General features: G+C 65.0%; 10 protein-coding genes and 1 pseudogene. 1 reads left to right on the top strand and 10 read right to left on the bottom strand.

Features of this window, described 5'->3' with window-relative positions:
- A partial coding sequence (locus GTK01_RS20310; protein ID WP_252929571.1) for a hypothetical protein occupies window positions 1–242 on the top strand: 242 nt, incomplete at its 5' end.
- Window positions 243–291: 49 nt separating this feature from the next.
- Here the strand turns inward: GTK01_RS20310 and GTK01_RS20305 are convergent.
- The 10 genes and pseudogenes from GTK01_RS20305 to GTK01_RS20260 form a co-directional block, all read right to left on the bottom strand.
- Window positions 292–1,650: an NADH-quinone oxidoreductase subunit N gene (locus GTK01_RS20305; RefSeq protein ID WP_003164311.1), complete on the bottom strand. Its 1,359-nt coding sequence runs from the start codon at window positions 1,648–1,650 to the stop codon at window positions 292–294.
- Window positions 1,650–3,110: a NuoM family protein gene (locus tag GTK01_RS20300; RefSeq protein ID WP_040344977.1), complete on the bottom strand. Its 1,461-nt coding sequence runs from the start codon at window positions 3,108–3,110 to the stop codon at window positions 1,650–1,652. The genes GTK01_RS20305 and GTK01_RS20300 overlap by 1 nt, the downstream gene beginning before the upstream one ends.
- A 17-nt stretch (window positions 3,111–3,127) precedes the next feature.
- Window positions 3,128–5,023, bottom strand: a complete 1,896-nt coding sequence (locus GTK01_RS20295) for an NADH-quinone oxidoreductase subunit L (protein WP_061979518.1) — start codon at window positions 5,021–5,023, stop codon at window positions 3,128–3,130.
- Window positions 5,020–5,331: an NADH-quinone oxidoreductase subunit NuoK gene (gene nuoK, locus GTK01_RS20290; protein ID WP_003164308.1), complete on the bottom strand. Its 312-nt coding sequence runs from the start codon at window positions 5,329–5,331 to the stop codon at window positions 5,020–5,022. The genes GTK01_RS20295 and nuoK overlap by 4 nt, the downstream gene beginning before the upstream one ends.
- Complete coding sequence (locus GTK01_RS20285) at window positions 5,328–5,843, bottom strand: NADH-quinone oxidoreductase subunit J (protein ID WP_252929569.1); 516 nt, start codon at window positions 5,841–5,843, stop codon at window positions 5,328–5,330. Before GTK01_RS20285 ends, nuoK begins: the two co-directional genes overlap by 4 nt.
- Window positions 5,840–6,739 (bottom strand): NADH-quinone oxidoreductase subunit H, encoded by a 900-nt coding sequence (locus GTK01_RS20280; RefSeq protein WP_139085420.1) that lies wholly within the window; start codon window positions 6,737–6,739, stop codon window positions 5,840–5,842. The genes GTK01_RS20285 and GTK01_RS20280 overlap by 4 nt, the downstream gene beginning before the upstream one ends.
- Window positions 6,736–8,808, bottom strand: coding sequence for a heavy metal-binding domain-containing protein (locus tag GTK01_RS20275; protein ID WP_252929567.1), 2,073 nt, complete (start codon window positions 8,806–8,808; stop codon window positions 6,736–6,738). The genes GTK01_RS20280 and GTK01_RS20275 overlap by 4 nt, the downstream gene beginning before the upstream one ends.
- Window positions 8,805–9,167: an NADH-quinone oxidoreductase subunit A gene (locus GTK01_RS20270; RefSeq protein WP_061979516.1), complete on the bottom strand. Its 363-nt coding sequence runs from the start codon at window positions 9,165–9,167 to the stop codon at window positions 8,805–8,807. Before GTK01_RS20270 ends, GTK01_RS20275 begins: the two co-directional genes overlap by 4 nt.
- A gap of 160 nt (window positions 9,168–9,327) precedes the next feature.
- Window positions 9,328–10,260 (bottom strand): IS5 family transposase, encoded by a 933-nt coding sequence (locus tag GTK01_RS20265; protein ID WP_252929565.1) that lies wholly within the window; start codon window positions 10,258–10,260, stop codon window positions 9,328–9,330.
- Window positions 10,261–10,320: 60 nt separating this feature from the next.
- A pseudogene (locus GTK01_RS20260) lies at window positions 10,321–12,765 on the bottom strand (Tn3 family transposase); the annotation flags it as partial.
- Window positions 12,766–12,881: the final 116 nt, after the last annotated feature.

Genomic DNA, 12,881 nt, shown 5'->3' with positions numbered 1-12,881 from the left:
TGCAGAACATCAGATGCCCGAAGGCTTCCGGTCGCTCCGACTTCCGGCTCGGTTACGCCACGCCGCATGACGTTCACGCTCCGTTCGACCTTAGCGTGTCGCGGGGAACAGTTCTTGTTCCTGCCCCAAAGCGCCACTGTATCGCGGCTGGGGCCGTGACCACCCGCCGCGCTTATGGTGATATCGAGACGCTGCTTAATTCCGGGAATGCGGAGCGAATGGCCGAGCCGCTGGCAGGCTAGGATAGCAAGATCACCACTTTGACCGACTGGCACAAAACCGCGCCTTAAGTCACCCGGGAAACACTCCCGCGAACAGCCCCATCAGCGCCGTGACCAACGCGGTCGCACCTAGCACAACCAACAACGGCAGCGCGACCTCTGCCCGAACCGCTTCGCCATCGCGCGCCTGATACATCGGCACCACGATGCGCAGATAGACCGCCAGCGCCAGCACGCTGTTAAGGATCCCGATCACCGCCAGCCAAAGATAGCCCGCCTCGATCGCGGCTCCGAACAGCAGCACCTTGCCGACAAAGCCGAAGAGCGGCGGAATACCGGTCAGCGACAGCAGGAACACGACCATCGCCACACCGATCAATGGGCGCGCGCGGCCGAAGCCCTTGAAGTCGTCCAGATTGCGGCCCGCGATCACTATGACTGCAAAGGCTCCAAGGTTCATCGCCACATAGGCCGCGCCGAACACGATCACCGAAGGCAGGGCCAACGGACTGGTGCCAAGCGCCACAATCCCCAGCATGAAATAGCCCGCCTGCGCCACCGAGGAATAGGCCAGCAGCCGCACGACATTGCTCTGCACCAGGGCGGCCAGATAGCCGAATGACATCGTCACCGCCGCGATCAGCGCGACGACGACGGGCCAGCCGGTAGCGACAGGCAGATCGCGCAGCACCTGCGCAAAGGCAAAAATCGCCGCCACCTTGGTGATCACCGACAGAAAAGCCGCGACCGATACCGGCGCGCCGTCATAGGCGTCGGGTGCCCAGAACTGGAACGGCACCAGCGCCGCCTTGTAGCCCAGTCCGATCAGCACCGCGACCAGCCCCGCCAGCGCGATCAGCGGCTTGCTTTGAAGCGCACCAAGCTCGGAAAAAAGCGTCGATCCGGCACCACCGAACCAGAAGGTCAGCCCGTAGATCATCACCGATCCGGTGACGGCGCCGAACACCAGATATTTCATCGCCGCCTCGGTCGCCGCATCGTCGCGCGGCCAGGCTACCATCGCGAAGGAGCCCAGACCCGTCAGCACCACGCCCAGCACCAGCAGCATCATGTCGCCACCGCCCGCCAGCATCAGCGCCCCAAGCGTCACAAGACAAAGCAGCGTATAGACACTTCCCTCGCGGTCCTTCCCGGCAATCTCGGCCCGCGTCATCAGAAGCGCCAGCGCGGTGCCTGGCAGCAGGATCAGCTTGGCCCAGCCCGACAGCAGATCGACTCGGTAGGTGCCGCCAAAGACGCTGGTGTCGGCCTCCAGCAGCGGCAACGTCAGCGCGGTGGACAGGCCCAGCCCGATCAGCCCGAATGTCAGTGCCAGACGCGGCGCACGCAGCATCTCGGCCACCAGCATCAGCACGACCGTCGAGGCCAACATCAGTTCGGGAAACAGAAAGGACAGGTCGCGCGCCATCAGAGTTGCAGCGCCCGCATCGTCACGTCGATCATGTTCAGCAACCAAGACGGCGCCACCCCGATCAGGATGATGAGGACAAGCAGCGGCACGATGGCCAGCATCTCGCCCCGGTCCAGATCGGGCATCGCCGCCCATTTCTCGTTTCGCTCGCCCAGAAATACCGCCGCGATCGCGCGCAGATAAAGCCCCGCCGTCACCACGATGGCGATGATCGCCACGATGGCCCAGGGCTGGGCATTCAGTGTGGCCAGGAAGATCTGAAATTCAGCCGGGAAATGCGCCAACCCCGGCAGCCCGAGCGAGGCAAAGGCCGACAGCACGAAGGCCCAGCCCAGCCATGGCACCTGCCCCAGCAGCCCGCCGAACGCGGTCATCTCGCGTTCGTGGGCGCGCGACTGCAACATGCCGACGAGAAAGAACAACGCCCCGGTGACGATGCCGTGGCTGACCATCTGCAAGGTCGCACCATTGAGCGCGACCGCCCGCAAGTCAGGGTCCAGCGTCAGCGCCGCCACCGCGACGCCGATCACCACATAGCCCATGTGGTTCACCGACGTATAGGCGATCATCTTCTTCAGATCTGACTGCGCCAGCGCCACGAAGGCACCGTAAAGGGCGCTGAATACGCCAAAGGCCAGCACCACCTGACCGGCCTGCGCAAAGGCGTCGGGCGTCATCTGTAAGGCGAAACGCACAAGGCCGTATGTGCCGAATTTCAGCATCACCCCGGCGAGGATCACGCTGCCCACGGTCGGGGCCTGCACGTGGGCCGCGGGCAGCCAAGTATGCACTGGAAAGGACGGGATCTTGACCGCGAAGGTGAACAGCATCGCGATCAGCGCCAGCATCGCCGCCAGCCCAGTCAGTGGCGGCGCCTCGATCCACAGCCGCATGTCAAAACTTCCCGTGGCCAGATACAGCCCGATGATCGCCAGCAACAGCGGCAGCGAGCCTAGCAGCGTGTAGATGAAGAACATCAGCCCGGCGCGCTGGCGTTCTTCATAGCCCCAGCCGACGATCATGAAGTACATGCCGACCAGCGACACTTCAAAGAAGACGTAGAACAGGAGCGCGTCCAGCGCCGCGAAGGTGCCGATCGACGCGGTCTCCAGCATCAGCATCAGCGCGACAAAGACCGCCGGGCGGTCGGTGATCCGCGCCGCATAGATTGCCGACAGGAAAAACAGCAGCGAGGTCAGCAGGATCAGCGGCAGGCTCAGCCCGTCGACGCCAACCCGGAAGGCGGCACCAATGGCCGGGATCCAGGCGATTTCCTCGACCTGCGCGAAACCGTCCGGCAGCGTGCCCCGCGCCCAGATCGCCAGCGTCACAACGAAGGTCAGCCCGGTGGTGGCGATGGAAACGCCATGGGCGATGCGCGCCGACTTGTTTGGCAGGGCCATCAGCAGCACGCCACCAAGAAGCGGTAGAAAGACGGAGATCGAGAGAAGGGGCATGGCGGGGTCGTCTTTCTTCAGGAGGACATCGGTAAGATCAGCAGCACCGCCGCGATGACGGCAATGCCCATGACTGTCAGGGCGAGTTCGCGGTGGATCAGCCCGCTTTGCAGCAGGCGCAGGCGGCGGCCGGCGGCGATTGTCCGGGCGACAAGGCCGAAGATCAGCCCGTCGATGCCATGGGTGTCGGTGTTTTCGGCGCCGTCGCCAAGGCGCAGGTTCATCCGGCCCACCTGAAGGGTCGCGGCATAAAGCCGTTTGTCTGAACGCTCGGCACTGGATGCGGTGCCAAGGCTCAAGATCCGCACAAGGCCAAGTTGCGACGCCAGCAGACGCCGTTCGAATCCTTCACAGGCGGCGGCAAAAGCCAGCGACGGGCGCAGCACCAGCCCGTCCATACCGCCCGCGACGGCAAAGCCGCGCTGCGCCATCGGCAGAACCGGCCCCATCAGGCGGGCAGGTTGGATGAACCAGCCCAGCACCAGGCCGCTCAGCGCGGCGGCAAGCCCGAGGATCATCGCGGCCCCTTCCGTCGGCAGCTCGGACTCCAGCAGATGTTCCAGCGGCGCGAAGGCGAACCCAAGCCCCGCCGCCAGCGCCGTCAGCACCGCCATGCCCGCAGACATCCAGCCCATGCCCTTGCCGGAAACCGGCTGTGCCTCGCCGCCCCACAACACCCGCAGTGCGCGCGCCATATAGGCGCCGGTCAAAACTGTACCCGCCAGCGCTAGGGGCGCCAGCCAGATCGCACCCGGAGCGGCCAGAGCGGCGGCGATGATCGCGTCCTTGGAAAAGAACCCGGCCAGCGGCGGAATACCCGCCAGCGCCAGCGCGGCAATGCCGAAGGCAGCAAGGATCAGCGGGCGCGTCCGGCCCGCGCCCGCGACCGCCTCCATATCGGTGCCGTCGCGATCATGCTGGAACACGCCCGCGCCCAGAAACAGCGTGCTCTTGATCGCCGCGTGGGCAATCAGGTGCAGCAGCGCCGCCGCCGGCACACCCGCGCCAATGGCCAACAACATCAGCCCGTACTGGCTGGAGGTCGAGGCCGCCAGCAGCCGCTTCAGGTCCCGCTCGGCCAGCGCGATCAGCCCGGTGACAACCGCCGTTATGCCGCCCACCAGGCCAACGGCCAGAAGCGCACCCGACGGCAGCATCGGCGCCACGCGGATCAGCAGGATCGCCCCCGCCGCCACCAGAGTCGCGGAATGCAGCAAAGCGGAGACCGGCGTCGGGCCGGCCATGGCGCGCTGCAACCAGTCCTGCAACGGCACCTGCGCCGACTTGCCCATCGCGCCGATCAGCAACAGCAACCCGGCGACCAGTGCGGGCGTGCCGCTAATCGCCAATGTAGCCGAGATTTCCGAGGTGCCGGCCCAGCCGATCAGCACAAAAATCCCCAGATAAAGGCCCAGATCGGCGCTGCGGGTGTACAGAAACGCCCGTATCGCGGCATTGGGCACGCCGTCGCGGCCATGCCAGAAGCCGATCAGCAGATAGCTGGAAAAGCCGATCAGTTCCCACGCGGCCAGCACGGTGATCCAGTCGCCCGCCAGCACCAGCGCCTGCATCGCCGCGACAAACAGCAGCAGGATGCCGAAAAAGCGCGGCCTTTCGGGGTCGCTGCGCATGTAACCCACGGCATAGACCACCACAAAAGCCGCCACCGTCGCCACCATGGCCGAAACGATCGCCGTCAGCGGCGTCGCGACCAGCCGCAGCGGCATTTGCGGCAGGCCCGGCAGGACCATCTGCACCGCATTGCCCGCAATCGCACCCGCTAGAACCGCCATCGCCGCGAGGAACCCGAGGCCGACGCCCGCAAGCGCAATCGCTTCGGGTGCGCGGCGCAGCGCCAGCGCCACAAGCCCCGCCAGAAGCGGCGCGAGGAGGGTGAGTGCCAGCATCGTCATCCCTTCAACTCCCGCGCTTCTTCCATCTCGACCGATCCGCGCACCCGGAACCGCGCGATGGCAATGGCAAAGCCGACCGCCATTTCGACCGCCATCACCGCCATCACGATCAGCACGAACATCTGACCGGCAGGTTCATCGGGGTGCAGATAGCGCCAGAAGGCCACCAGATTGACCAGTGCTGCGGCCAAAATCAGCTCGACCCCCATGATGATCATCACCAGGTTGGTCTGGCTGAGCGCGCCGTAGAGCCCGACACCAAACAGCCCCGCGCCGACGCCGAGCGCGATCATCAGCTCCAGGATCATTTGCGCTGCTCCGCGTTGGGGACAATGGCCACCATCGTGGCCGCGATCATCGCCGTGAGGATGGTCAGCCCCGCCGACTGGAAAATGAACATCGACCGGCCCAGCAATTCGCGCCCCAGATCGGCGGCCTGTTCATGCGCGCCGGGCACCGACAGGGCGACCGGACCCCAATCTGGCAGCCAGACCAGCAGCAAGGCGGCCAGCAGCCCAATGCCCCCGGCCCAGAGCGACAGGCGTTTCTGGTGGGTCATGTCCATTTTGCCCATGCCGCCGGGATCCATCATGAACATCACCATGAAAATCGCCATCACGCTCATTTCCGTGGCCATCATCATGATCTGCAACACGCCCAGAAACTCGGCCTGCATGACCAGAAACATCGCCCCTATCGCGGTTTGCGAAAACAGCAGCGCCAGCGCCGAGCGCACCATCGAATGGGTGCGGAAAACCACGACGCCGAACCACACCGCCGCGCCGCCGAAGAACGCCAAGAAGATCATCTGAACCGTCATATCGGCACCACCAGCGCGATCACGCCCACGACAAAGATATTGGCCAGCGCCAGCGAGATCCCCAGCTTCCAGCTCAGCGCCAGGTAACGCGCTTCGCGGATGCGCGGCATATAGCGCCCGACGCTCAGCATGGCCGCGGCCACGGCCAGGATCTTGATCGCGCTCCAGGCCCACGCGGGCAGCCACGGGCCCAGCCAGCCGCCCAGATAGAAGGTCACGGTCGCCCCCGCCAGCGCCAGGATAATGACCATCCGCGCCAGCCGCAGCACTGCCAGCCGCACGCCGGTATATTCCGCCTCGACCCCGCCGGCCAATTCGCCGGTCGCATCGGGCAGGTCCAGCGGCGGCAGCCAGGCCAGCCCCATCGCCGCCACGACGAACAGGACAAACCCCATCGGCTGGTACAGCACGTTCCAGAGCTGCGCCTGCGAGGCGACGATCTCAACCGTCGAGAGCGACTCCGCCCGCATGGCGACGGCGGTGATCGGCATCACGATCAGCATGGCATAGGCAATGAACTGGCCCAGGAACCGCCAGCCCGCGATCATGGCGTAGGCCCCGTTCGGCCCCCAGCCCGCCATGATCAGCGCCACCAGCACATAGGCCAGCGCAGCGTTCAAAAACAGCGCTCCGGTCGCCAGGTCGGTGATGATAAGCCCCGGCGCCAGCGGGATCACTGCCACCGCCATCAGCCCCGCCACCAAAAGCAGCACCGGCCCAAGCTCAAAGAACAACCGGTCAGATTTGCGCGCCAGCAGCGATTCCCGCCCCATAAGCGCCAAGGCGGCCCAGGCCGGACCGGTCAGGCTCAGGTGCCCATGCACGGCCCATCGTTCGATGACGGCCAGCGCATAGGCCCCGGCGGCGAGCGACAGGAGAACGACAAGAATGCTCATCCACGCACCTCCCAGGGCGACAGGTCGAGCGAGGCGACGGCGCTCAGGGCATCGCCCAGTTCCTGCTGCGCCGTCACCGTTTCGACAAGGGCGATGTTCACGTCTGTCGGCGTGTCGAGATCGGCCTCGACCACCTTGCCATTGGCCAGCTTCACGCGCAGCGACGCCGTGCCGCGCGGTGTTTCGATGCGAGCCTCGCCCTCGCCCGACACCCTGTCCACATCCGGCACCTGCGGCACAGCAATCATCCCGGCGGCCGCGATCAGGTCGAGGCTTTGGGCGATCTCGTCGCAGCGCAGCCGCAGCCGCGCCAGCGCATCGCCGCCGTTGCGGACGCGCATTTCGAACCCGAGATCCTTCAGCGTTGGATCACCCGTACGGGCATCCGATCCGCCACCCCGCGCCCGGTCCACCGGGCCGCTCGCCGGGGTGTCCTTGCCGATGCGCGCAATCCGTCCCAGCCGCATCCGCATCAGCGGCGCTGCCTCGACCCGGCGGATCAGCCGCCGGATCGCCAGGGCCTGCGCGGCGATCCCGTCAATGTCAGCGTCCCGCACCGCCAGTTGCAACGCCCCGGCCCGCGCGGCAAGCCAGAGAAACCCCGACTGCGTGCCGAACTCGGCCAGCCAGCCCAGATGGCTGACGATCCGCTCGCGTTCCCCCGCGGCGGCGCGGCCACGGCGCGCGTTCTGGCCGGGGTCGACGCGGGCGGCCTCCTCGATCGATGCGCAGGCGAGAATGCGATAGGCCACGGGGCTGAGCGGCATCATCGCGGCCAGACGCTCGACGAAATCGACCACCGCCATCGGCGGACCATCCACCAGTTCCGCCCTGCCCACAAGGCTCCTGACCTCGCTGGCCGCCACGGTATCGCCGTCCAGCGTCAGGGTCAGGCGCAGCCCTGCGGGCAGGCCCGGAAAGAACGGCCCGAACGGCACCTCGATCCAGTCCATCTGCAACCCGTCGCTGCTGCGCGGCTGGCCTTCCGTCAGTTCGACCATCGACATGAAATGCGGCTCGATCCCGTCGATAGTGGCCTTGGAGTGGCCGCCATGTCCGGCATGCCCATCGTGGCCGGAATGGTCCTGCTGTTTGCCATGCCCGCCGTGACCGCCATGCCCGTGACCGTGACCGGGACCGTGGCTTTCCACCTCCTCCGCCTTCACCAGGTTCATGCCGCATTTAGGGCACTTGCCCGGTGCATCGCTGATCACCTCGGGGTGCATCGGGCAACTATATGCCCCCGACCCGCCCGCCTTGTCGTCGTGACCGGCATGATCGCCATGCGCGGAGGGCGCGTGGCTTGCGTGCCCATGCCCATGCCCGTGACCGTGGCTTTCCACCTCCTCCGCCTTCGCCAGGTTCATGCCGCATTTGGGGCACTTGCCTGATGCGTCGCTGATCACCTCGGGGTGCATCGGGCAAGTGTATGCCCCCGACCCGCCCGCGTCGTGAGCGTGGCCCGCATGTGCGTGATCGGCGGGGTTTGGCCTGTCCTCCCGGGGCATGTCGTGGCCACCGTGCCCACCATGTCCATCGGACGCTGTTTCGCGCGGCACCAGCGTCATGCCACATTTGGGGCAGTCTCCGGGGGCGTCGCGGACAATCTCGGGATGCATTGGGCAGGTGTATTCCACGCGCACCTCAAGAGCGGCGGCGGTAAACTCCCCGGTGTTTGCGCGAAACGCGCCTGCCGCGACAACGCGGCGCAGATCGGCCAACCCAGAGTGCAGCCCGGCCTGTGTCAGTGGTGCCGAGACGTCCGCATCGGGCAACGGGGCGATGTCGCCCGCGCCCAGTGCAAGGATCGTGCGCGGACGCGGCATCTGTGCATAGGCCACGGCGGCCGCATCGCGCAGCCCTACGTCCAAGGGGCCCGCAATAATCAGCACGTTCGCATGGCGCGGGGTGCCCACAATCCGCAGGTGCGCATTGGCAAGGTCGATCCCCATCGACCGCGCGACAGACGGGCCGGGCAGCACAAAGGCCGTCAGATCGCGCGCCATGGCCGCCGCGACCGCCCGCCTGATCCCGTACATCGCGCCCTCTCGCGCCCCGGCTATGGTCATTGCCGCCTCAACGCGCCCTGGCTCCAGCCATAGAGCAGGCCCAGGAACAGGATTGAGAGGAAAACGCCCATGTCGAGCAATGCGATCAGCCCTTCTTCGCGGTAGACGACCGCCCACGGATACATGAACGCCATCTCCATATCAAAGGCCAGAAACAGCAGCGCATAACCGGCATAGCGCGCATGATAGCGGACCCAGACCGGATCGCGCGACAAGGTACCGGCCGTGGCGGGCACGTCCTTGCCCGGTTCCGAGCGCGTGCGCCCGATGGCCCGGGCGAGCCCGTAGAGGCTGAGCACGAAACCGAACACACCGACACTCAGCCCGAAAAGGATCGCGTATTGGGAAAGCTCGCTCATCCGTGTTATCTCCTTCGGGTGCTCGACTCTCTAAAGTGTTAAGGGTTTAAGCAGAAAGGCACAATCAAACCAACGCCAGCGGCCATGCTGCCGTTATGCTAAGACGCGGCTCTGTTGCACAAATCGGGTGAGGGGTGGACCTCCCCTATCCCGAATAGACTTATCCTACGGCTTCCGTGACGGGAATGCCGAGCGCGGTGTAGCCGTTGAGGACGGCGACGCGGACCTGGAACTCCGCAACCTGACGGTCGAACTGGCGGGCAGACAGGCGCTGACCCAGCAGCTTGATGCAGTGCATCTTGGTCTCAGCGCGGCTTCGGCGGTGATATCCGCTCCATCGTCGCCAGATGGTCCTTCCGACGCGCTTCGATGTGCGCAGGATCTCGTTGCGGGCGACCGCCCCGGCGGTGTCGGGCTTCCAAGGCTTGGCGTTCTTGCGGGGCGGGATGATCGCGGCGGCACCACGCTCGGCGATGGCGTCATGGCACTTGCGGGTGTCGAAGGCCCCGTCTGCGGTAACGGTGGCGATCTCCTGACCAGGCGGGATCTGGTCCAGCAGCTCGGGCAACATCGGCGCGTCTCCGACGTCGCTGGTCGTGAACTCGGCCGCCCGGATCTCTAGTGTTTTCTCATCAATCCCGATGTGGATCTTGCGCCAGACGCGCCGTTTCGCGCCACCGTGCTTGCGGGCGTTCCACTCGCCCTCGCCCTCGATCTTGATCCCGGTGCTGTCGACCAGCAGGTGCAACGGGCCGTCTGAACCGCGATAGGGTATGTTCACCTTCAGGGTCTTCTGGCGACGCGACAGCGTGCTAAAGTCCGGCACGGCCCAGTCCAAGCCGATCAGCCCCAGTAGGCTCTCAACGAACCCAGTCGTTTGCCGTAGCGCCATGCCGAACAGGACTTTCATCGTCAGACAGGTTTGGACGGCAGCATCGCTGTAGACAGGCTGTCGGCCGCGCTTGCCGGTCGGCGCGGCATCCCAGGTCATGTCGGGGTCGAACCAGATTGTTAGCGAGCCCCGGCGCTTCAGCGCCTTGTTGTAGGCCGGCCAGTTCCGGGTCTTGTAGGCGGGGAGTGTGGGTCTGCTCATACTTCGCAGCTACCACCTTGGATTAACGAGATGAATCCCCTCAGACGATTTGTGCAACAGAGCCGCTATGGTGGCGGCGATACGCAGGATATCGGGCCAGTTGCGCTCAATCATGGCCTGGTTGATCTTTCCGCCGATCATGGCGCGCAAGTGCGCCGGCGCGGCAGACGGATTGAACGCATAGAGCCGTTTGGACGGCAGATCCCGGATGCGCGGAGCGAACCGGTAGCCGAGAATGGCGCAGGCGGCAAAGACGTGGTCGGTGAAGCCACCAGTATCGGCGAACTGCTCACGGATATGGCGGCCGGTATCGTTCATGAGCAGGCCGTCGAGGATGTAGGGCGCCTCGCTTGCTGTTGCGGGGATTACCCGGGTTGCGAACGGTGCGTATTGATCTGAGACGTGGGTGTAAGCTTTCAGGCCGGGGGTGTTGCCGTATTTCGCGTTGACCAGGTTCATGGCCTCGCCCTGCTCGGTCGCGGCGAAGAACTGACCGTCGCTCGATGCTGAGATACCAGCGCCCCAGAATTGAGCCATCGGTAAACGGGCCTGCGCCTCAACCACCATGGCCAGTGCCCGGTCGTAGGCTTCGCCTTCGGCATGCCACCGTGCGATACGGATCAGTTCCCAGAAGGTGTGGGTGTTTGTGGCGTCCGCCATCTTTCGCAGGCCGAGATTGACCCCTTCCGCGAGAATGACGTTCATCAGTCCGATCCGGTCGGCGCAGGGCGCACCGGTGCGCAAATGGGTGAAGGCCTCGCAGAAGCCGATCGCGGCGTCGACCTCCAACAAAAGATCGGTGATGCGTGTGAGCGGTATCTGCTTGTAAAGATCGAGCACCAGATCCTCGGCACCGTCCGGTGCAGCGGCTTCAAGTTTTTCAATATGCAGGATGCCGTTCTCGATCGACCCGCCGGGAATCGTGCCCATGCGCGCGGCGCGGCCAAGCTCGCGCAACCGGATATCGAGGCGCTCTTGCCGATCTGCCAGCCATTCCTCAGGCCGCAATGGTACAGCGAGACGGCTGCTTTCCGCCACGGCTTGCGCAGGAACGAGAACCTGTTTCAGATCACCGTAGCGCCGGGATCGTACCAGCCAGACATCCCCCGAGCGGAACGCGTCGCGCAGATGGAACAGCACCGCGATCTCCCAAAGGCGGCCGTCGCCAGCCGCCTGGGCGCGAAGATGACGATGCCATTTCGAACTCGGCCGCAGGAAGTCGGTATGCGCTGTATCGTTCAAACCATTGCGCAGGATCATCACCGCTTCCACTAGCGGCCTCGCGACCGGCGCGGCCCGAAGGTCGAGTAAACGCAGCATCCGTGGGGCATAGCGCCGGAAGCGATGATAGCCGTCGAGCACATGATTGAGCGGGTCGTCCGCCATGATGGCGGTCAGGCTGGCGGCCGTGGCGACAAGGGCCCTGAAGCCGTCCCAGCCCGATCCATCCGCGATGACGGTTTCCAGCGGCTGGCCGTTATCCTGTGCATCGAGCAAGCTCCCACCGATTTCGGCGAAGGATTTCAAGGCGGCGCGCACCGCGTTCGCTTCATCCGCAACCTTCGCCTGGCAAATCCGTTCCGAGGCCCGGTATAGCCTGCCGACGATCCGATCATGGGGTTCGATCGCGGCGTCGGCGAGCATCGCCTGCCATTCCGACGCGCACACGGCCAGAATCGCAAGCCGCCTGTCCTCCGGGAGATCACGCATGCCGTCGGCATAGTACCGCTCGCCCTGCCTGCGCAGCCGCGTTGCGCGATGAGCGGGAACTCCAGTCAGCAGATCCTCGGGAAGATCGAGACGTTGCAGGTATTCTAGCCGGTCAAGAAGCCGATTCGCAGACAAAGAGTTCGAACCGGGCTCGAACTGCCGCAGCCAGACGAAACGGGTCACCCGATCGTCAACCGTGTCCTCGAGCAATGCCAACAACTGCTCCCAGATGGGCGGTGAAAGGCGGCCGGCAATTCTTGTCTCGATCCGCCGCTCAGCATCGACCAGAGCCGTGGCACAAAGCCGCTCGATCGTGGATGTCGCAGGGAGAACCGTGCGGGTGCGACGGCATTCGATTACGAAGCGACGGGCGATATCGTCGTTCGAAACCGCCAACTCGGCTTCCCGGAACAACCACTCCTTCAGTTCGCGCGCGCCGCGTCCGGCGAAGGTACGGAATCCGTAGAGCCCCCGCAATTCGGCAAGGTGCTCGTGTCGCGTCTCCTCGCGCGCGGCATAATCAACGAGATCGTCGGCGTGCAGACCAAGCTGCGCTCCGATGAACTCGATGACTTCCGCCGGAATCAGCTCACCCGGGGCCAGCACTCGCCCAGGATAACGGAGAACACATAATTGCAGGGCAAAGCCAAACCTGTTGTGCGGGCGGCGGCGCTGCCTGATATGCCCGAGATCCTCGTCGCTCAGCGTGTAGTGCTTGAGCAAATCCGCCTGCGAAGTCGGCAGGCGCAACAGCGCGTCCTTCTGCCGATCGGTTAAAGTGACACGACGCGGCATCCATGTTCCTTTTTCAAAATCCGATGATGTTCAAGACGCTTTGTTTATGAAGCTGGTTGAGATACATTTCCAGCGAACAAATCATTCGTGGCCAGCGCCCCCCCTCAAACCACCGT

This window comes from Aliihoeflea sp. 40Bstr573 (assembly GCF_024105655.1).
In the GTDB taxonomy this organism is placed as follows: domain Bacteria; phylum Pseudomonadota; class Alphaproteobacteria; order Rhizobiales; family Rhizobiaceae; genus Aliihoeflea.
This window is presented reverse-complemented; position numbering and strand designations above follow the sequence as displayed.